General features: G+C 58.9%; 17 protein-coding genes, 1 tRNA gene and 2 pseudogenes. 11 read left to right on the top strand and 9 right to left on the bottom strand.

Annotated elements, in window-relative coordinates; all coding sequences use genetic code 11:
• Positions 1 to 5: 5 nt before the first annotated feature.
• From serC to mtnA, 3 genes and pseudogenes are all read right to left on the bottom strand, one after another.
• Entirely contained in the window at positions 6 to 1,094 is a 1,089-nt protein-coding gene (serC, locus tag AFERRID_RS15195; protein ID WP_113526727.1) for a 3-phosphoserine/phosphohydroxythreonine transaminase, read from the bottom strand.
• A gap of 114 nt (positions 1,095 to 1,208) precedes the next feature.
• A pseudogene (gyrA, locus tag AFERRID_RS10570) lies at positions 1,209 to 3,563 on the bottom strand (DNA gyrase subunit A); the annotation flags it as partial.
• A gap of 131 nt (positions 3,564 to 3,694) precedes the next feature.
• Complete coding sequence (gene mtnA, locus AFERRID_RS10565) at positions 3,695 to 4,747, bottom strand: S-methyl-5-thioribose-1-phosphate isomerase (protein ID WP_113526729.1); 1,053 nt, start codon at positions 4,745 to 4,747, stop codon at positions 3,695 to 3,697.
• A gap of 153 nt (positions 4,748 to 4,900) precedes the next feature.
• Here mtnA and AFERRID_RS10560 point away from each other — a divergent pair, with 153 nt between their 5' ends.
• Both AFERRID_RS10560 and AFERRID_RS10555 read left to right on the top strand, forming a co-directional pair.
• Positions 4,901 to 6,124 (top strand): class I SAM-dependent rRNA methyltransferase, encoded by a 1,224-nt coding sequence (locus AFERRID_RS10560; protein WP_113526730.1) that lies wholly within the window; start codon positions 4,901 to 4,903, stop codon positions 6,122 to 6,124.
• A 58-nt stretch (positions 6,125 to 6,182) separates the two neighbouring features.
• Positions 6,183 to 6,258: transfer RNA gene (locus AFERRID_RS10555), tRNA-Thr, on the top strand.
• 107 nt (positions 6,259 to 6,365) lie between these two features.
• On the opposite strand, the gene lon is transcribed toward AFERRID_RS10555, so the two are convergent.
• From lon to AFERRID_RS10520, 5 genes and pseudogenes are all read right to left on the bottom strand, one after another.
• On the bottom strand, positions 6,366 to 8,732 hold the full coding sequence (lon, locus tag AFERRID_RS10550; RefSeq protein ID WP_126605170.1) for an endopeptidase La: 2,367 nt from the start codon (positions 8,730 to 8,732) through the stop codon (positions 6,366 to 6,368).
• Positions 8,729 to 9,160 (bottom strand): Hsp20/alpha crystallin family protein, encoded by a 432-nt coding sequence (locus tag AFERRID_RS10545; RefSeq protein ID WP_226829124.1) that lies wholly within the window; start codon positions 9,158 to 9,160, stop codon positions 8,729 to 8,731. The genes lon and AFERRID_RS10545 overlap by 4 nt, the downstream gene beginning before the upstream one ends.
• Before the next feature lie 548 nt (positions 9,161 to 9,708).
• Positions 9,709 to 9,918, bottom strand: a complete 210-nt coding sequence (locus AFERRID_RS10530; protein WP_113526749.1) for a BrnA antitoxin family protein — start codon at positions 9,916 to 9,918, stop codon at positions 9,709 to 9,711.
• Positions 9,919 to 9,927: 9 nt separating this feature from the next.
• Positions 9,928 to 10,047: pseudogene (locus AFERRID_RS16230) on the bottom strand (BrnT family toxin); the annotation flags it as partial.
• A 30-nt stretch (positions 10,048 to 10,077) separates the two neighbouring features.
• On the bottom strand, positions 10,078 to 10,383 hold the full coding sequence (locus AFERRID_RS10520) for an NIPSNAP family protein (protein ID WP_113526751.1): 306 nt from the start codon (positions 10,381 to 10,383) through the stop codon (positions 10,078 to 10,080).
• 148 nt (positions 10,384 to 10,531) lie between these two features.
• On the opposite strand from AFERRID_RS10520, the gene AFERRID_RS15680 reads away from it, so the two are divergent.
• The 3 genes from AFERRID_RS15680 (at position 10,532) to AFERRID_RS10505 (ending at position 11,358) form a co-directional block, all read left to right on the top strand.
• Positions 10,532 to 10,717, top strand: coding sequence for a phage integrase N-terminal SAM-like domain-containing protein (locus AFERRID_RS15680; RefSeq protein WP_331251192.1), 186 nt, complete (start codon positions 10,532 to 10,534; stop codon positions 10,715 to 10,717).
• Between the two features lie 81 nt (positions 10,718 to 10,798).
• Positions 10,799 to 11,029: a hypothetical protein gene (locus tag AFERRID_RS10510; RefSeq protein WP_126605169.1), complete on the top strand. Its 231-nt coding sequence runs from the start codon at positions 10,799 to 10,801 to the stop codon at positions 11,027 to 11,029.
• A gap of 62 nt (positions 11,030 to 11,091) precedes the next feature.
• The gene (locus AFERRID_RS10505; protein WP_113526753.1) at positions 11,092 to 11,358 is read left to right on the top strand and encodes a hypothetical protein; all 267 of its coding nucleotides are present in this window, start codon (positions 11,092 to 11,094) and stop codon (positions 11,356 to 11,358) included.
• Here the strand turns inward: AFERRID_RS10505 and AFERRID_RS10500 are convergent.
• Complete coding sequence (locus AFERRID_RS10500) at positions 11,355 to 12,278, bottom strand: LysR family transcriptional regulator (RefSeq protein ID WP_126605168.1); 924 nt, start codon at positions 12,276 to 12,278, stop codon at positions 11,355 to 11,357. The genes AFERRID_RS10505 and AFERRID_RS10500 overlap by 4 nt on opposite strands.
• Before the next feature lie 104 nt (positions 12,279 to 12,382).
• On the opposite strand from AFERRID_RS10500, the gene AFERRID_RS10495 reads away from it, so the two are divergent.
• The 6 genes from AFERRID_RS10495 to AFERRID_RS10470 all read left to right on the top strand — a co-directional run bounded on the left by AFERRID_RS10495 (position 12,383) and on the right by AFERRID_RS10470 (position 19,453).
• The gene (locus tag AFERRID_RS10495; RefSeq protein WP_225981970.1) at positions 12,383 to 13,927 is read left to right on the top strand and encodes a DHA2 family efflux MFS transporter permease subunit; all 1,545 of its coding nucleotides are present in this window, start codon (positions 12,383 to 12,385) and stop codon (positions 13,925 to 13,927) included.
• Positions 13,927 to 15,360: an efflux transporter outer membrane subunit gene (locus AFERRID_RS10490; RefSeq protein WP_126605167.1), complete on the top strand. Its 1,434-nt coding sequence runs from the start codon at positions 13,927 to 13,929 to the stop codon at positions 15,358 to 15,360. Before AFERRID_RS10495 ends, AFERRID_RS10490 begins: the two co-directional genes overlap by 1 nt.
• Positions 15,357 to 16,526, top strand: coding sequence for an efflux RND transporter periplasmic adaptor subunit (locus tag AFERRID_RS10485; protein WP_126605166.1), 1,170 nt, complete (start codon positions 15,357 to 15,359; stop codon positions 16,524 to 16,526). Before AFERRID_RS10490 ends, AFERRID_RS10485 begins: the two co-directional genes overlap by 4 nt.
• A 126-nt stretch (positions 16,527 to 16,652) precedes the next feature.
• Complete coding sequence (locus tag AFERRID_RS10480; RefSeq protein ID WP_009564313.1) at positions 16,653 to 17,114, top strand: globin domain-containing protein; 462 nt, start codon at positions 16,653 to 16,655, stop codon at positions 17,112 to 17,114.
• Between the two features lie 63 nt (positions 17,115 to 17,177).
• Complete coding sequence (locus AFERRID_RS10475) at positions 17,178 to 18,161, top strand: 2Fe-2S iron-sulfur cluster-binding protein (protein WP_113526797.1); 984 nt, start codon at positions 17,178 to 17,180, stop codon at positions 18,159 to 18,161.
• Positions 18,162 to 18,241: 80 nt separating this feature from the next.
• On the top strand, positions 18,242 to 19,453 hold the full coding sequence (locus AFERRID_RS10470) for an NAD(P)/FAD-dependent oxidoreductase (protein ID WP_126605165.1): 1,212 nt from the start codon (positions 18,242 to 18,244) through the stop codon (positions 19,451 to 19,453).
• The last annotated feature ends 17 nt before the right edge of the window (positions 19,454 to 19,470 follow it).

Below are 19,470 nucleotides of genomic sequence, written 5' to 3'. Positions count from 1 at the left end.
GCTCCTCAACCGTGCTGGCGGGCAAAGTCCCGCAGGTAGTCCGCCAAGATCTGCACGCCAGCCTCCGGCATCGCGTTGTAAATGGAGGCGCGCATACCGCCCACCGAGCGGTGTCCCTTGAGCTGGATCAAGCCATGACTCCTGGCGCCCTTGAGAAAGGCTTCATCCATGGCCGCATCCGCCAGCGTAAAAGGCACATTCATGCGTGAGCGATTGCGGGGTTCCACCGGGTTGGCATAAAACCCACGGGATTCATCGATGGCGTCATAGAGCAACCGGGCCTTTCGCGCGTTGATCTCCGCCATCTTTTCCAGGCCGCCGAGCTGTTTGAGCCACTTGAAAACCAGACCGGCGACATAGATGGCGAAGGTCGGCGGCGTATTATGCATGGATTCCTCTTTGGCATAGACGGCGTAATCCAGCATGGTGGCTGTGTTTGCCGGTGCATGGCCGATGAGGTCATCACGGACGATGACCAGGGTCAGTCCGGCGGGGCCGATATTTTTCTGCGCGCCGGCGTATATCAGACCGAAACGGCTGACATCCATGGGCTTGGAAAGAATATGGGAAGAGGCATCGCTGACCAGCGGGATATCGCCCAGATCCGGAATGAAGTCGAACTCCACGCCGCCGATGGTTTCATTCCCGGTAATGTGCACATATGCAGTATCCGGGCTGACCTGCCAGTCCGCCTGCATGGGCACGTAGCTGGCGTGACGACCCTCGTTGCTGGCGGCAATCTCCACCGCAGTAAAGCGCCGAGCTTCCGCAATCGCTTTCTTGGACCAGATTCCCGTCTGTACATAGCTGGCCTTGCCATGACCGCGCAGCAGGTTCAGCGGAACCATGGCGAATTGCAGCGTCGCTCCGCCCTGCAAAAACAAAATCTTGTAATTGGCCGGAATGTCCAGGAGATCGCGAAGATCCTGCTCAGCCTCGGCGGCGATCTTCATGAATTCAGGACCACGATGGCTCATTTCCATGACCGACATGCCGCTGCCATGCCAATCCAGGAGCTCTGCCTGAACCTGTTCCAGAACCACGTGGGGCAAAACCGCGGGACCAGCGCTAAAATTGAAAATGGTTTGATTCATAGTACATTTACTGGGGCAGATCGGTCTGCTCCCCTCCTCTTCGTCCGTATCGGCAATCAATGCCAGTCCCGCGAGTTGTTCACCCTCGCCCAGATTAATCAAACGCACCCCCTGCGCATTCCGGCCGGTACGGCGGATGCTGTTCACCGCGATACGAATCAGGGTGCCGTGGTCGGAGACCAGCATCAACTCATCCCGCTCCGTTACCGCCAGCGCGCCGACCACGTCGCCATTACGCTCGTTGGTCTGGATGGCAATGACGCCCTTCCCGCCCCGGTTGGTGCGGCGGTATTCGTCCACTTTCGTCAATTTACCGTAACCATTGGCCGTAGTGGTAAGGATCACCTGACTGGAGTCCACCCACTGTGCCGAAATCACCCGGTCATTCTCTTCCAGACTGATGCCGCGCACGCCCCGGGCATTGCGACCCATGGCCCGAACCTTCGCCTCGGGGAAGCGCACCGCCATGCCATGCCGAGTAAAGAGCATGAACTCGCGCTGCCCGTCGGAGAGGCCAACGGCGACCAGACGATCACCGGGATCAAGGTTGATGGCATTGATCCCCTGGCTGCGCGGGCGGGAATACTCCATGACCGGTGTCTTTTTGACAACACCCAGGGAGGTAACCATGCAGACAAACTGGCCCTCGGTAAAGTCACGCACCGGCAACACGGCGGTGATGCGCTCCGTGGGCGCCAGCGACAGCAGGTTGACGATGGGCTTGCCCTTGGCGCCACGGCCTGCCTGCGGCAACTGATACACCTTTTGCCAGAAGACTTTACCGAGATTGCTGAAGAACAAACAATAGGCATGGGTCGAAGCGCAGAACATACGTTCGACAAAGTCTTCTTCTTTGGTGGTAGTGGCCATCTTGCCCTTGCCGCCCCGTCTCTGGGCATTGAAGACCGTCACCGGCTGCGCCTTGATATAACCGGCGTGGGTGAAGGTCACCACCATTTCCTCTTCGGTAATCAGATCTTCCGTCGAAATATCACCGGTATCCGCCACGATCTCGCTGCGCCGGGCATCCCCGTACTGATCGCGGATGGCCACCAGCTCTTCGCGGATGACCTCCATGAGCCGGGTCTTCGAGCCGAGAATCTCCAGCAGCTCGCGGATGCGATCTAGCAAGGCCAGATATTCATCGCGGATTTTGTCCTGCTCCAGCCCCGTCAGACGGTGCAAACGCAAATCGAGAATGGCCTGGGCCTGCAATTCGGACAGGTGATATCCGTCCGCGTGCATCCCCTCCGAGGGTTCGCCACGTTCGACCAGCAGCGCCGCGACCATGCCCGGCTCCCAGGACTTCGCCAGCATCTGCGCCTTGGCTTCCGCCGGGCTGGCCGCCGCCCGGATCAGGCTGATGAGCGGGTCCAGATTGACCAGAGCCACCGCCAAGCCTTCCAGGATATGGGCGCGATCGCGTGCCTTCTTCAGCTCGAAGACGGTGCGCCGAGTGACCACCTCGCGGCGATGCTGGATGAAGGCCTGCAGCAGATCGCGCAGACCGAGGGTCCGCGGTGCCCCGTCCAGCAGCGCCACCATATTGATATTGAACACGCTCTGCATAACCGTGTGCTGGTAAAGATTATTCAGCACCACGTCGGCATTGGCATCCCGCTTGAGTTCAATGGCGATACGCATACCCGATTTGTCGGACTCGTCGCGCAGGTCACTGATGCCTTCCAGACGCTTTTCCTTGACCATCTCGGCGATGCGCTCGATGAGTTTGGCCTTGTTCACCTGATAGGGCAATTCGGTGACGATGATGCTCTGCCGGTTGGATTTTTTGTCCGTCTCGAACTCACAGCGCGCGCGCATGACCACGCGGCCCCGACCAGTGCGGTAGGCTTCGATACTGCCGGCACGGCCATGAATGAAGCCCGCCGTCGGGAAATCCGGCGCCGGGACCAAGGTAAACAGGTCTTCATCCGGAGTCTCTGGATCATCCACCAGCGCCAGACAGGCATTGATCACTTCCGTCAGATTGTGGGGCGGGATATTGGTCGCCATACCGACCGCGATGCCCGCCGAGCCATTGATCAGCAGATTGGGGATACGCGCTGGCATGACCAGCGGTTCCATCTCCTTTTCATCGTAGTTGGGGCCGAAATCAACGGTCTCCTTTTCCAGATCCGCCAGCATCTCGTGGGCAATGCGGGACATGCGCACTTCGGTGTAGCGCATGGCGGCGGGGCTGTCGCCATCCACCGAACCAAAGTTACCCTGCCCGTCGATGAGCGGGTAGCGCATGGAAAAGTCCTGCGCCATCCGCACCATCGTGTCATAGACGGCGGTGTCGCCGTGGGGATGGTATTTACCGATGACATCACCGACGACACGCGCCGACTTCTTATAGGGTTTGTTCCAGTCGTTGCTCATCTCGTGCATGGCGAAGAGCACACGACGATGCACTGGCTTGAGGCCGTCGCGGGCGTCCGGCAGGGCACGACCGACGATCACGCTCATGGCGTAATCGAGGTAGGACTGGCGCATCTCCTTTTCGAGACTGACAGGAATGGTTTCTTTGGCGAATTCGATCATGTGGAGACTGAGTACCCCTGATTATTTTTTCAACACGGCATTATGCCACAGCGGGGCTAAGCCTGCATGTGGCCAGCGGCCAGCGCCTGGAGCGCCACCGGAAACCCCGGGCGCGCCACGCCGCGCTCGGTGATAATGGCGGTGATCAGGCTGGCGGGGGTGACATCAAAAGCCGGATTGCGCACTTCGACGCCTTCGGGTGCCACCGCATGGCCCGCACACTGCCGTACCTCGGCGGCGGGGCGCTCTTCGATGACGATGCCGCCGCCATCGGGCATGGCGAAATCCACCGTACTCAAAGGCGCCGCGACATAAAAAGGAATCTGATGATATTGCGCCAGTACGGCGAGGCTGTAGGTGCCAATTTTGTTTGCCGCGTCGCCATTGGCGGCAATGCGGTCGGCACCAACGATCACCGCATGGATCAGACCCTGCTGCATCAGATAGGCCGCGGCGCTGTCGGCATGGAGATGGAAGGGAATACCGTCCTTCTGCAACTCCCAGGCGGTGAGGCGCGCGCCCTGCAGCCAGGGCCTGGTCTCATCAGCATAGATATGGAGCTGCTTACCCGCGGAAATCCCTGCACGAATCACGCCCAGTGCCGTGCCGTATCCGCCGGTCGCCAGACTGCCCGTATTGCAATGGGTGAGGATACCGCCCTCCGCCGGCAAGAGCTCCGCACCATAACGGCCCATACGCTGGTTATCGGCGATGTCATCGCGGAGCAGGTCATGAGCGGCCTGTAAAAGCGCGGCAACGGCCTGCCCCGCGGTAGACGCCGATTGCGCCAATGCCAGTTGTCGGTCTGTCGCCCAGGCGAGATTCACCGCGGTCGGTCGTGCCGCCTTGATCTCGTCGGCGGCACTCAGCAGGCGTGCCTGCCAGTCCGCATGTGTGCTCGCCTCGCGCACGGCCAGCGCCATGGCATAAGCGGCGGTAATGCCGATTGCCGGGGCGCCGCGCACCACCATCCGCCGAATCGCTACCGCCACCGCGCGATAATCACTGAGCTTCAACCAGGTTTCCTGCTGCGGCAACAGCCTTTGATCGAGAAGGCAGAGCTGACCCTCCTCCCAACGGATGGCACGAATTTGGTCGGCACTGGACACACATCCTCCTCGGCAAGATACCAGGTCAGTCGGGAGCGGAACACCGCGGTATGGTGTGCTCAATATACGGGCAGTTGAAAAGCCTGTAAAATGCGCCGGAACGTCCGACCCCATGCTTCCGGGGCACTCCCGCTTTCACCATCAGGTCCACTCATGTCTTCTGCCAGCCCATACCCCATTCTTCGCCTGCGTGCCAAGGAGGATCGCCGCCTCCGCGCCGGTCATCTATGGGTCTACAGCAACGAAATCGACGTCCAGAAAACTCCCCTCACCGCCGTCACTCCAGGCAGCGTCTGCCGGATGGAAGACGCCCAGGGCAAGGCCCTGGGGCTCGCCCACGTCAATCCTCATACCCTGCTCTGTGCGCGCCTGTTGAGCCGTGACCCGCATGTCAGCATCGACGAGGACTTTTATCGCACCCGCTTGCAGCAGGCTTTGCTGATGCGGGAGCGTCTGTTCACTGCGCCTTTTTACCGCCTGGTGCATGGTGAAGGCGATGGTTTGCCGGGCCTGATTATCGACCGCTATGAGGACCATCTGGTGCTGCAGGCGGGTAGTCTCGGCATGGATCGCGATTTGCCCTTGATCACGGCGGCGTTGCAGGGTCTGCTGCGCCCGGCGGGCATTTTGCTGAAGGCCAGCGGCGCGGCGCGGCGACTGGAAGGGTTGGAAGACCGCATCGAAGTCCTTTTCGGGCATATCCCGGAGCGGCTGGAGGTTTGGGAAAACGACTGCCTGTTCCAGGTTGACCCGCGCGGCGGGCAAAAAACCGGCTGGTTTTATGACCATCGCGCCAATCGACGCCGCTTGCGGGACTTTGCCCAGGGGCGCCGGGTGCTGGACTGCTTTGCCTATCTCGGCGGCTTTGCCATCCCCTTGGCCAAGGCCGGGGCAAGTGCCGTCACCGCTGTAGACAGTTCGGCACCGGCCCTGGCGATCCTCGAAGAAAACGCCCGACGCAACGAGGTTGAGGGCTTGCGCAGCATTCACGGCGATGCCATGGAGACGCTGCATAATTTGCGCGACCGTGGTGAGCAGTTCGATCTCATCGTCCTGGATCCCCCGGCCCTGATCAAATCGAAGAAGGATTTCAAGGAAGGCAGCATCGCCTATCGCCGTTTCAACGACATGGCCATGCGCCTGCTGACCCCCGGCGGCATCCTGTTCTCGGCATCCTGCTCGCATCACCTGAGCCGGGAAACGCTGCTCAGCCAGATCGCTTTTGCCGCCCAGCGTGGGGACTACCAGATCATCGGCGAAGGCAGTCAGGATATGGATCACCCCGTTCACCCGGCGGTGCCGGAAAGCAACTACCTCAAGGGCTTCTTCATCCACCGTCGGGAAGAGTTACCCGAAGAGGCGGAAAAGACCGCCTGATCACCAAGCGCGGTGGATTCTTGTCGCCATGCCCGGTGACAGGTACAATCGCGCCCACGCCGGCGTAGCTCAGTTGGTAGAGCAACCGATTCGTAATCGGTAGGTCGGAGGTTCGACTCCTCTTGCCGGCACCATTAAAAACAAGCACCTGGCTTAACATCCAGGTGCTTTATTTGTGCCCGACGGACTTTCAGGGCCATCCGCATCCGGATGGCAAGACCTGTAACACGACTCAGATATCTTACCCTTCCTGACCCATTTCCAGCGCCTGCGCCACTGCATCTTCCACCCGTTCTATCCAGATGAAGGTAAGTTGTTGACGGGCGTTCTCGGGGATGTCTTCGTAATCCCGGCGGTTGCGCGCCGGCAATAGGACCGTGTGGATACCGGCACGCAGGGCCGCCAGGACCTTCTCCTTGATCCCCCCGACGGGCAGTACCAGGCCGCGCAGACTGATCTCGCCGGTCATGGCCACATCCGGCCGCACCTTGCGGCCGGTGAGCAAGGAGATCAACGCCACGGCAAGGGTCACCCCCGCGCTGGGTCCGTCCTTGGGGATGGCACCCGCGGGGATGTGGATATGAATATCGCTCTTGTCGATGCTCTCCTGGGCGATCTGCCAGTCCGCCGCCCGCGCCTTGACCAGGCTCATCGCCGCCTGGGCGCTCTCCTTCATGACATCACCGAGTTGCCCGGTCAGGATGAGGCGACCATTGCCGGGGCTCTTGCTGGCCTCGATGAAGAGGATATCCCCGCCCACCGGCGTCCAGGCCAGCCCGGTGGCCACGCCGGGCAGGGCCACCCGCGAGGCGACTTCGTTTTCAAAGCGTTGGGGACCGAGGATCGTCGCCAGATCGTCGGGATGAATCTGCATCCCGCTGCTGCCGCCCTCGGCAATGCGCACCGCCACCCAGCGGCAGATGGCCCCCAGTTCGCGCTCCAGACTGCGGCAACCGGCCTCGCGGGTATAGCCGCGGATAAGGGCCAGCAGCGTATCCTCTTCCAGGACCAGTTGCTCCGCCGTCAGGCCCGCCGCCTCCCGCTGCCGGGGCACGAGGTAGCGACTGGCGATATGCATCTTGTCCTCCTCCGTATAGCCCGAGAGCGGGATGATCTCCATACGGTCCCGCAGAGGGCCGGGGATGGTATCCAGGACATTGGCGGTGGCGATGAAAAAGACGTGGCTGAGGTCAAAGGGCATGGCCAGATAGGTGTCGCGAAAAGTGCGATTCTGCTCCGGATCCAGCACCTCCAGCAGGGCGGCGGCGGGATCGCCGTGGAAACCGCCGGCGCCGAGCTTGTCGATCTCGTCCAGGAGCATCACCGGATTGCGCACCTCCACCTTGCCCAGAGCCTGGAGGATATTGCCGGGCAAGGCGCCGATATAGGTGCGTCGATGGCCGCGGATCTCCGCCTCGTCATGGACGCCGCCCAGGCTCACGCGCACAAACTTGCGCCCCATGGCGCGGGCGATGCTCTGGCCCAGAGAGGTTTTGCCCACCCCCGGTGGCCCGACAAAGCAAAGAATGGGGCTTTTGCCGTTGGGATTCAGGCGATGTACTGCCAGATGCTCCAGGATGCGCCGCTTGATCTTGTCGAGGTCGTAGTGATCCTCGTCGAGAATGCTTCGTGCTTCACCGATGTCGACACGCTCCGGGGTTTCCTTGGCCCAAGGGAGGGCCAGGATGGCGTCGATATAACTACGCACCATGCCATACTCGCCAGCCCCTTCAGGCATCCGTTGCAGGCGACGCAGTTCCTTGCGGGCCACCGCCTCCACCTCGGCGGGCAGGTGCGCCTCGTCAATGGCATGGCCCAGGGCCTCCAGCTCGCCGTTGCCCTCCTCCCCCTCCCCCAATTCCTGCTGGATGGCCTTGAGCTGCTCACGCAGGAGGTATTCACGTTGGCGGCGATCCATGACCTCCTTGGTCTGCTCGCCGATCTTCTGGGAGAGCTTCATGACCTCGATGCGATAGCTCAAAAACTGCGAGACCTGCTCCAGGCGGCTGCGCACGTCGATGTTTTCCAGGATTTGCTGGCGCTCATCGGCCTTGAGATCCAGAAAGTTGGCAATCAGATCCGCCAGTGCCCCGGGCTGCTCCACATGGGCAATGGCCTGGGCCAGTTCCTGGGGTACCTGCGGCAGGAGGGACAGCGCTTCGGCGGCCTGCTGACGCAGGTGCAGGACGCGGGCGTCCAGCTCCGAACCGGTGGCAGTGCTTTCCTCCAGACGTTCGATACGGGCCGCCAGAAAGGGATAATCCGGCAAAAATTCGCGCACCCGGAAACGTCCTTCCCCCTGGGCAATGAGGTGGTGGCCGCCATCCCCAGTGGTCACATAGCGCAGGACAGTGGCCACCGTACCCACCGGGTAAAGATCATCGGGACCCGGTGCATCATTTTCCGGATCCTTTTGCAAGAGCAAGGCAATGGGGCGCTCCTGGCGGATGGCCTCCTGGGCCGCCGCCACCGACTGCGCACGACCAATACCGAGGGGCAGAACCACCCCTGGGAAGAGGACAATATTGCGCATGGGCAGCACCGGCAGAACATCTTCCGGTAATACCAGCTTGCTGCTTTCGCTCGCCTCCGTGTGCGTATCGTTCATTTCATACCCCTCTGCTGGCGAAAGGACAAATGGAGACAGCCATCGCGCATTTCCCAGCCCTGCAAGGTCAAGCCATCGGGAATCTGCAGGCGCCGGTCGAAAACGCCGTAGGGAATCTCCAGACGATGGATACGCCCGCTTTGCACCTCCAGGGAGAGACGACGCTGTCCGCTGACCACAAGGACGTTGCCGCTGAAGACCACCCGTACGGCCTCCGGGCTCACGCCGGGCAAAGCCACGACAATCCGCAGTCCCCCAGTGGTCTCAAAGACATCCACGGGTGGCTGCCAAGCCGGCTGGCCACCCGACGGGGCCGGCTGAAAGAAACGCCGCTGCAGGCGTTCCGCACGCTCCAGCATGTCCACGGCCTGCATCCACATGAGATCTTCCAGATCGCGCATCCCCGACTCCCCCTCATCGGCGTCCATGACGTCCCAATATTGTAGCGTATTTTTGCGGCCACACCTCCCAGCTTGGTGATGATGACGCCCATGTGTTTGCCTCTTGTACGACGGGTCAGTTCCCGCACCAGATCTTTTGGCGGATCGCCTGGTGCGCCGAGCGGTTGGGGCGGAAGCCGTAGCTGTGCGGGTGGAAGTGGGATTCCCATTGCACGGACAGCACTTGCGCAATGGCTTGCTGGATCCCGGATTTACAAAATGCACCCAATCGCAGATGGTGGACTTTGCGGTCACGTGCTCGCTCGTCCCGAATGCATCACGCCTCCTATCCGGTTTTTGTTTGTTCATCGCCCCGCCGTTTCGGATTGCGCTTCCTTCAGACCCCGCCTCGCGACGACGCCCTTGCCCTTCTCCTTGCCTTCGGCTCTGCAGACCTAGCCATAGGACTTTCACCTATAAAGTAACGCGCCATGCCCGGCGCACACGTTTGACATGAGGGGCGGCCGCAAGTGGGCGAAGCCCGCTTGTGGACGCCCCTTCGATGGAAGGGTTAGCCCTCGGGAAAACAGAGGTACTCACTTCCAGTTGAGATTGAGCTTTCGATGAGAAGCTGCGCAGTCTCGCAAATACAGGTTGATGAGGCTCTGGTACGGAATTCCAACGTCTTCAGAGATTGCCTTGAAGTACATGATGGACTCTTCGTCGAGCCGAATCGTGATTTGCTTCTTGAGCTGTGCTGCGTAAGGGTTCTTCTTGGCAGCGGAGAAGTCGTACTCATTGCGCATATGACACCTCTACGGATAGAACTTGGATTCCTTGGCCGTGGCTTTGCGAGCGGAAATGATGCGAATGACGTTGTCATCGCTCCGATAGCAGTGACACACAAGGAGCAACCGAAGTGAGCTGCTCAGGCCAACTTGAGCGTAATGTTAGGCTAAACATGTCTATTCGAATACTGGGCGCATAAAAGAACGCTCATAACTAAAAAAACACTTTGTTTCTTCGTAGTAACCCATAGCCGCTTGGCATTCTGGGTCACTGGCAGCTTTAGTGCGGTATATCTCGTAGGCCGCAAGCGAAGGGAACGAAAACAAGGCAATCGCGACATTGTTTGTGCCTTCGTGAGGCATAAAGTAACCATGATGTTTGCCGCCAAATTTCTCCACAAGTAGAATCCACATTTTTCCGTAAACCTCAAATTCTTTGAGTTTAAAGGGGTCAACAGTATAGCGAAGATAGCAGGTAATCAAAGTATCTTCTCCTGAAGAGCCTAACGTAAATTGGGCTGCACCATAGTGCTGTGTAACATTGATAAGTGCAGACTAACATGAGGGAACATACATGGCTACAACGGGCACCACAAATACCCCTACTCGCCAACCACGGCTGCTGGAGTAAATACGGGAAGCGCTGCGACTGCGTCATTACAGCCTGCGTACCGAGCAGGCTTATGCCTATTGGGTCAAACGGTTCGTGCTGTTTCACCGCAAACGGCATCCCTGGGAGATGGGGGCTGCGGAGGTGGAGTCTTTATTGCTGGGACAGGGTTTTCCCACTCCCCCGATAACCGCTGTCCAACGGTAACACCCACCACCATCGCACTTGCCATGAGCCCCTTCAGCGTGTACTGTACTTTTATACAGTTACCACCGAAGGAGGCATCACATGGCACCCCATCATTCCGCATCGCAGTTCCGGCCCAAGACGGCGAGTATTCTGGTCTTTGGCGCGCTGATTGGCCTCTGGCTGGGACATCAGGACAAAGATTATCAGCCCGGTTCGACGTCCTCTATGGAGTCTGTGGTTCTTCAGCGGACTCAGCATACGCATACGGCCACTTTCCAGAGCACCGCACAAGACCAACCCGCCACGGAGCCTTTTACCGTGCGGCCGTGATAAACTGCGCCGGGCAAAAATGGCTTTAGAGCCGACCACACATGGCAAATCAGGGAGTTACTTTGGAACTGGATCACAAGGCCCGCGAGGCCATAGAAGACATCATCAACCGCCGGGAGGGCATCAACTCCATACAGGCGCAACTGAAGGAAGACATCAAGGCGATAGCCGAGTACCTTGCGGTAAAACCCGCGCAGGTGGCCCGGATCATCAGCCTGGTGGAGCGGGAACGTGCCAAGGGGGATGTATTGGAAGCCGAGCGTGGGGTGATCGACGCGGCGGAGTCCATGATCCCCGTAATGGCGTCGGCAGAAGTGCAAGACGCTTAACGCGGCGATGCGGCTGCGGTGTCTGAAGCATGCACCGCGTCCGCATCCAGAAATTGCAGAAATGCCCGGATGGTATGGGACTGATAAATCGGCTGCGGTCTGGCCATATACAGGGTCCATTGAATGCCGTTAGGCGACGGTAAGCGGCGCACATGGACGCGCCAGTCTTTTCGGAAGCGCAAGGCTGCGGCAGTCACAAATCCGATACCCAGTCCTGCATCCACGGCGGCACCCACCGCCTCGACACCGGTCACTTCGATGGATGGTTTGGGCGTCAAGTGCGCGTTATGAAACACCTGCTCCACGGAGCGGCGAATGCCCGAGGCGCGTTCCCGCCAGATCATGGGGTAGGACATGAGGCTTTCCAGGGTGAGCTCGTCTTGCGCCAGCAGCGGGTGTCCCTCTGGGAAAATCGTCATGATTTCATCGCGTAACCATGGCGTTACCGTATAGTAGGAAGGCAATCCTTCCAGGTCCAGCCCGCCTTCCAGAAAGAACAAATCCCAGTCGGACAACGAGATGTCCGACCAGTCGATGATGCCACCACGCAGTTGGAGCTCCACATCGGGGAACTGGCGCCGAAAGGCCACCAGACGTTGCGGCAGAAAATAATTGGCCACCGTATTGGTCGCGGCGATGCGCAGCACGCCGTTTTGCAGGCGCTGCCGGCGCAACACGATGTCGTCAAATTCGTCGACCACATCGCGCATCCGCTGTGCGGTGGAGAGCAGCGCCTCCCCGGCCGGCGTGAGGCGAATACCCCGGCCGCTGCGCATGGTGAGTGGTTCTCCCACTTGCTGGGTGAGTTTCTGCAAACGCTCCGTCACCGCCGGTTGACTGCGGTGCAGCATCCTGGCCGCCGCACTGATGCCCCCGGACCGTGCCACGGTTAGAAAAGTCAGCAAAAGCTCGGTATCCATATATCGCCATCACCTATATATTAGTTATAAATTTCCAATTTGACCTATATATACACGGGCCGCATTATCGCCGCGTCTTCCGATAAATAGCAAACGCCGCGCCCGTGACATCCTCCCTCCGTGTTGCCGCCCCGATACCAACGCTCAGCGCGTCCATGGTGGTACTCCTCAACCTGGTGATCGGGCTCGGTCACTTCCTCGTACTCTTCAACACCGGGGCCTATCTGCCCATGATCCCCCGTGTTGCCGGAAGTCTGGGCGTCAATCCCGCTTATGCAGACTGGACCCAGGCGAATTTTTTCCTGGCCATGGCACTGGCTTTTCCCACCGCGACGTGGTTTCTGAACCGCTGGGGGGAGATGCGTAGCCTGGTCGCCGCCTTCCTCGCCTTTGCCCTGGCTTCCGCCGTATGCGCCCAGACCAGCAATTACCACTGGTTTTTGGCCGCGCGCATCGTCCAGGGTTATGCGGGCGGATTGACCATTCCCATCTCACTTGGTGTCATCCTGCGTCACTACACGCCGCAGCGGCGCAATATCGGCCTCACTCTTTGGGGTGTTGCGGCCATTACACCGTTCACCTTGGGGCCGACCATCGGGGGCTGGATCACCGACACCCTGGGTTGGCGTTGGCTGTTTTACCTCAACATGCCCATTGCCGTCGCGGTGGCCTTGATCAGCGCGATTCTTCTGGTCGGGCGTGAAGCGGAACATCGCCATCCGCCATTAGACTGGCCGGGGCTGATTTTCCTGCTGATTGCCTTGGCAGCGCTGGAGTCTGCACTCAATTCCGGAGAAATCATCAGTTGGTGGCGTTCCAATACCATCATTTTTCTGACGATTATCGGTGCTGCCGCGCTTGTTTTCTTCGCGCTCTGGGAATGGCACAGCATCCACCCCTTGCTGGAACTGCGCTTTCTGCGGCGCCGTAATTTTCTGATCGGCGCAATCGGCCTATTTTTTACTGCTCTCTTTTTTCAGGGCACAATGGCTCTCTATATTGTTGGGTTTCAGTTGACCATGGGCTATTCCGCATGGATGGTCGGCCTTTTATTATTGCCCATGGCTATTTTCTCAAAACTTAGTGCCACGCTCACCCAGCGTTTTTTGAATCACATTGATGCGCGCATACTCGGGATGATTTCCCTGCTGGGATTTTCGGCAGGCAGTTTCTGGGTTTCCTCCTACAATCGGACGGCTTCATTTGATGAACTGATCTGGCCGCAGATACTTGTGGGCATGTTTCTGGGCGGTCTATTCCCGCCATTGATCGCCATCGCGCTTTCCGGATTGCGTGGAGCCGCCGAAATGCGTGGCACCGCCTTCTTAAATCTGCTGCGGGTGTCTGGACAGGCCATGGGCATTCCGATAATAGCCACTCTATTTGACAGAAGGACGATTCTTCACGCGCATTTTCTCACTGAAAATAGCGGCACGATAACATCCATGTTCAACGCCTCCGTGAAAAGTGCGAGGACATCTGACTACATAAACCACCATGCTGCAATGCTCGCTTTCAATGAAATATTTTACATCGCCGCATGGGGGTTTCTGATCGTGGCCAGTCTGTTATTGTTGGCTAAACGGGTGGTTTTCGCCGAACCGGATGTCCGGGTGCGCCAGGCGCTGGAAGAACTGGTGGAACCCTGATGAAACGCCGCATCGCCCTTATCCTACCGTTGTTGTTGCTCGGCGCCTGCGCACGCCTACCGCCGCATCTCCCCGGCGGCAAAATGGCGCAGGATACGCAACTCAGCGGAACCCTGGCATACGTTGACGGCCATAATGGTGTGCTTACGGGTACCTGGCCCGTGTCAAACTGGTGGACTTCGGCACAGCTACCAGCGCTGAATACGTTGATTAGCGAAGCGTTGCGCAACAATCCTTCGCTGCAGGTCGCCAGTGCGCGCATTCTGCAAGCCAAAGCGGCTGCGGCAGACCAGCATGCCGCCCTTCTCCCGCATTTTTCCGCGGGTGCATCGGTGACTCAGGAGCACTTTTCCCGGCAAGGCTTGCACGCCCCGTTGAACGGCAAAACCATCACCTATGGTGCTCTCAATCCTCTGGAAATGCGCTATCACCTGGATTTGTGGGGACGGGACAGCGACCGCGTACGCGCCGCCCTGGGGGAAGTACGCGTACACCAGGCGGATTACGCCGAGGCAAAAATATTGCTTTCCACCCAGTTGGCGTGGCACTACCTTTTGCTGGCAGGTGATGTACAACGCCTCCGGCAATTGGATCGCGCGGAAGTTCTGCACACCTCCTTACTCCGCCTGGAACAACAGCGCTGGCACGACGGCCTGAGCGATGCCCGCGCTGTTTATCTTCAGGAAGAGGCGCGCGCAGGGGCACGCCAGTCGGTAGCCGACATGCAGGCAGCCATTGCTCAGCAGCGCTACATATTGGCGGCACTGGTCGGACACGGACCCGATTGGGGGCGGGATATTCCGGTAGAGCCGTTGCCCACGCTATCCACGATCACCATGCCGCGGAATTTGCCCCTACGCCTCATTGCTCACCGTCCGGATATAGTCGCTGCGCGCTGGGAAACAGAAGTCGCGGCGCAACAGGTGGGCGCGGCACGCGCGGCCTTTTATCCCGACGTGAATATCGCCCTGTTTGCGGGATGGAATAGTATTCATCTGGGAGATCTGTTCAGCCCCGGCAATCTTGCACATGCCCTTGGCCCGGTCATATCTCTGCCGATTTTCGAAGGGGGGAGATTACGCGCCCAACTGAAAGAGAAAAATGCATTATATCTAGCCACGGAAGACCATTATCGCGCCACCATCCTCGGCGCGGTGCGCGAGATTGCCGGTCGGCTGGCCACCTGGCGACAGATACGCCAAAAACTTCGCGCACAACGGCAGATGATTTTCGCCGCCGAGCATACCACGGCGCTGGCTGAATCTGCCTTTCATTCCGGAATTACGGACAAAGCGGAAGTCTATAGCGCACAGATTCAGGAAACAGAAATAAACAATCAACTGCTGGCCTTAAAGATGCAAAATGCGCAATCCTGGGTATTGCTGCATTCAGCGCTAGGTGGCGGATATACCCCGCGGAAGAATCCCGCATGAGCATGCAGAAGGCCGAACATTCGAGTGCTCCCATCCAGCCGGAAAAACGCACCCGGATGCTGGTGCTCGTTACCCTTATTTTCGTGCTTGCCGGATTGATCTGGGCCGCGTGGTGGTTTTTGCGGGGGCAGTACTGGATAGAAACCAACGATGCCTACGTCTCCGGCAATATTACGCCGGTGGATAGCCAGACGGCCGGCACCATCAGCAGGGTACTCGTAGAAAATACCGAATTCGTCCACGCCGGACAGGTAATGGCTACCCTTCAGGCCCATCGCTCGCGGATCGCACTACAGCAAGCCGCGGCACATCTGGCGGCGACGGTCAGGCAGGTACGCAGGGATTTCGCCAAGGTCACCGCGCTGCAACAGACCGTCAGTGCCAAAAACGCCGAACTCCGCAAATTGAACGCCGATTTTATCCGCTATAAGCAGTCCCTGCCGAGTGGCGCTGTTTCCGCCATCCGCCTGGAAGACACACAAAACGAAATTGCTGCTGCGACAGCACAGGTAGCGGCGGCCCAAGCGGCGCTAAAAGGCACGCAAGCCATCATAGCGGGCACCACCCTGCAAACGAACCCCCTCGTGCGCCAGGCCGCGGCACAGTTTGAACAGGCCGATATTCAATGGCAACGCCGAGTTGTCCGCGCACCGGTATCAGGTTATGTCGCGGAGCGCACCGCCTACCCCGGACTGATGGTGCACCCCGATCAGCACCTGTTTTCCGTGGTGCCCCTCAATGATTTGTGGGTCGTAGCCAACGTGAAAGAAACCGCCATGCGGCATGTCCGCCCCGGACAAAACGTTCAGTTGACCAGTTATTACTATGGCGGCGATGTTCATTATCATGGCAAAGTTCTGGGACTGTTGCCGGGTGCCGGCAGTGCCTTCAGCATCCTGCCGCCGGAGAATGCCACCGGAAATTACATCCATATCGTCGAACGGGTGCCGGTACGTATCGCATTACCCGCCGCAGAACTCGCCCAGCATCCCCTGCGGCCCGGACTCTCCATGGTTGCAGAGATTCACTGGACGCGCTCACAAAAGCATTCTGTGCTCAAAGCTCTCACTACCACACCGATACGAGGATACCAAACCCATATATACCATGGAGAGTTGCGACATGCCCGGCAACGAGCCGCCGCCATTATCCGCGATAACGCGTAGAGCGGCATGACCCAGCCAAACTTGACCGAAATCAAGGAATGCCCACCGGCAACCCGATAAACTGCAAAACGTAGGGCGTTTTACTGAAGTTAAAACCCATGGTTCAACCGGAAGGAGCAACAACAGATGGCTATCAATATCCAACTCATCCAATCCAGCGGCGCCGCTGTTAAGGACTTAGGCGTTCAGGTTGCTGAGCATTTTTATAACTATATGTTCACCCATTTCCCTGAAGTGCGGAAAATGTTTCCAGGGGACATGTCTGAGCAGCGGGTGCGCCTCTTCAATTCCGTCATTCTTATCGCCACCAATATAGACACCATGGAAGTGCTGGTTCCTTATTTGAAAGAACTCGGTATCGGGCACATCAAATACGATACCCGTCCGGAACATTACCCCATCGTCGGAAAAAGCCTGCTCAACACCCTGAAGCATTTCCTGGGTGCGGCCTGGACGCAGGAAATGGCGGAATCCTGGATCGAGGCTTATAACCTGGCCTCCACCGTTTGCATCGAGGCAGCCTACGAGGCCATGGCCCCTTCTCGCTTCGTCCCGGTGACCATTGACGACGTACCTCCCGCCGTCTGATTGGCACCTTGCCATTGGCGTACCGGTTGTTCAGGTACGCCATTATTTTGGGGTATGCCCATTATGGAATATGAAATCTGTCTGGAGCCATCCGGCATTCGTTTTATGGCGGATGAGCGCCAAAATATTGTCGAAGCGGCGAAACAACACGGAATTTCCATCAAACATGGCTGTGCCAGTGGTTCCTGCGGGGATTGCAAGGGCACCATTATGTCCGGTGCCAGCGAACAGGGGCCTTTTATGCCACTGCTGCTCTTACCCACGGAACGTGCTGCCGGCATGGCCATTCTTTGTAAACTGTATCCACGTAGTGACTTGCGTTTGCGCGCCGAGGTGGTTCCGAAAGACACCTGGACGACCGAGATTACCCAACTCACACCACTGGCCTGGAATGTGCTGGAGTTACGGCTGCGGCCGGAACGGCCTTATCCCTACCGGACCGGGCAATACGCTCGCATCGCGATACCGGGGCGTCCGAACCAGTGGCGTTCCTATTCCATGGCGACGCCGCCGGGTGCCACCGGAGAACTGGTTTTTCATATCCGTGAATTACCCGGCGGCGTATTCAGCCAGTGGCTTTTTCACACCGCACAAAGGGGCGATGCATTAATCCTGGGCGCTGCACAGGGCGAATTCGCACTAAGCCCGGACAATGACCGTGATATGCTCTGTATTGCCGCCGGAACCGGTCTGGCCCCCATCGAGGCGATGATTCAGGAAAGTATCGCCTTGGGACGGACCCGGCCTATCCATCTTTTTTACGGCGCCAGGAAACAGGCCGACTTTTATCATCTGGAAGAACTGGCCAGATGGTCACAACAGTATCCGCACATCACCATCACATTGACGCTTTCCGACATGCAGGATGCCTCTTGGACCGGCGCCCACCGCCTCCTGCCCACGGTTGCCGCCAGCGGCCACTGGAAGGGTCATGAAGTGTATCTGTGCGGTAGCCCCGGCATGATAGAAGCCGCCATCGACCTGCTGCTCTCCCATGACGTGCGGCATGACCATATTCACTTCGATGCTTTTGCGCCTAATGGATGATGACCCTAAACAGAAAACTTTTTAGCATACCGGCTATAATCATGTAACGCATCCTTCTGAGCCACCTCAAGGGGAGTCGCATGAAACGTTATAACTACCTGATAGTCGGTGCGGGGGCCGCAGCCGCCAGTGCGGCGAGTGCCATCCGCAAGCAAGACCCCCAGGGCAGTCTGCTGATGCTGGGCGCAGAAAGCGACCCGCCCTATCAGCGCCCCCCTCTCTCCAAGGGTTTGTGGCTAGGTAAAGACAAAGAGGAAGATATTCCCCTGAAGCGCCCGGCTGATTGGGAAACCATGGGTGTCACATTGGCTTTGGGAGATCCGGTCATTGATCTCGATGCGGAGAGATGCGTAGTGGGAACCAAGGCGGGGAAAACCTTCTTCTATGAGAAACTGCTGCTCGCCACCGGTGGGCAGCCCCGCCCGCTGCCCACCCCGCCAGGCCTGGAAAACAGGGTGTTTTCCTTACGCTCACTGGCGGATTACCGGCGCTTGCGCGCTCGGGCGAACGAGGGCGGAACCGTGTTGGTGATTGGCGGTGGTTTTCTCGGCGCGGAGCTGGCCGTGGCGCTCTCTTCGCAGCCCGGACTTGCGGTACAGTACTGCGTGTCCGGGAAAGGCCCGTTGGCGCACGTCCTGCCACCCCCTTTGGTGGAGCAGGTCAGCACCCGCTATCGCGAGGCTGGCGTCCATCTCCATGTAGAGCATCATTTCAAGGACTTGCGTAGCGAATCCGACAAGCTCATAGCCCGCTTCGCGGACGGCGCGGAAATTCCCTGCGACTGGATCGCCTATGGCATCGGTATGCTATCCCTGACCGCCCTGGCGGAGGCCGCCGGTCTGGTGATGGCGCCCGGCGGGGCCCGCGTGGACGACGGGATGCGCAGCAGCGACCCTCGGATATGGGTTTCCGGTGACCTCGCCACCTATCCCGATCCGGTATGGGGCACACCTCTGCGTCTGGAGCATTGGGATAATGCCGAAGCCACCGGGCGTGCCGCAGGTTCTGGCATGGCCGGAAAAGAGGTGCATTTTCAGCATCAATCCATGTTCTACAGCGATATCTATGAATTCGGCTTCGAGGCCGTCGGGGAATGCCGCAGTGACATGGACTGCTATACGGATATTTCGCCGGGCAGAGACAAGGCCGTAGTGTATTATCTGCGGGACGACCAGATCCACGGCATACTCCTCTGGAACGTCTGGGACCAGGTAAAGACAGCCCGCAGCTTGATCGCGCAAAAGGCCGTGGTGCATCTCCAGGAATTGCGCGGGCGAATAGGAGACTGGTGAAAGCAGAAGGAAGGCAG

Origin of the sequence: Acidithiobacillus ferridurans (assembly GCF_003966655.1) — a bacterium.
Lineage (GTDB): Bacteria > Pseudomonadota > Gammaproteobacteria > Acidithiobacillales > Acidithiobacillaceae > Acidithiobacillus > Acidithiobacillus ferridurans.
This window is presented reverse-complemented; position numbering and strand designations above follow the sequence as displayed.

What these genes read in the sequence shown, in the direction of transcription:
- serC (WP_113526727.1), bottom strand. Translation starts at nt 1,094, where the DNA reads ATGAATCAAACCATTTTCAATTTTAGCGCTGGTCCCGCGGTTTTGCCC.
- AFERRID_RS10560 (WP_113526730.1), top strand. Translation starts at nt 4,901, where the DNA reads ATGTCTTCTGCCAGCCCATACCCCATTCTTCGCCTGCGTGCCAAGGAG.
- lon (WP_126605170.1), bottom strand. Translation starts at nt 8,732, where the DNA reads ATGAACGATACGCACACGGAGGCGAGCGAAAGCAGCAAGCTGGTATTA.
- AFERRID_RS10545 (WP_226829124.1), bottom strand. Translation starts at nt 9,160, where the DNA reads ATGGACGCCGATGAGGGGGAGTCGGGGATGCGCGATCTGGAAGATCTC.
- AFERRID_RS10530 (WP_113526749.1), bottom strand. Translation starts at nt 9,918, where the DNA reads ATGCGCAATGAGTACGACTTCTCCGCTGCCAAGAAGAACCCTTACGCA.
- AFERRID_RS10510 (WP_126605169.1), top strand. Translation starts at nt 10,799, where the DNA reads ATGGCACCCCATCATTCCGCATCGCAGTTCCGGCCCAAGACGGCGAGT.
- AFERRID_RS10500 (WP_126605168.1), bottom strand. Translation starts at nt 12,278, where the DNA reads ATGGATACCGAGCTTTTGCTGACTTTTCTAACCGTGGCACGGTCCGGG.
- AFERRID_RS10490 (WP_126605167.1), top strand. Translation starts at nt 13,927, where the DNA reads ATGAAACGCCGCATCGCCCTTATCCTACCGTTGTTGTTGCTCGGCGCC.
- AFERRID_RS10485 (WP_126605166.1), top strand. Translation starts at nt 15,357, where the DNA reads ATGAGCATGCAGAAGGCCGAACATTCGAGTGCTCCCATCCAGCCGGAA.
- AFERRID_RS10480 (WP_009564313.1), top strand. Translation starts at nt 16,653, where the DNA reads ATGGCTATCAATATCCAACTCATCCAATCCAGCGGCGCCGCTGTTAAG.
- AFERRID_RS10475 (WP_113526797.1), top strand. Translation starts at nt 17,178, where the DNA reads ATGGAATATGAAATCTGTCTGGAGCCATCCGGCATTCGTTTTATGGCG.
- AFERRID_RS10470 (WP_126605165.1), top strand. Translation starts at nt 18,242, where the DNA reads ATGAAACGTTATAACTACCTGATAGTCGGTGCGGGGGCCGCAGCCGCC.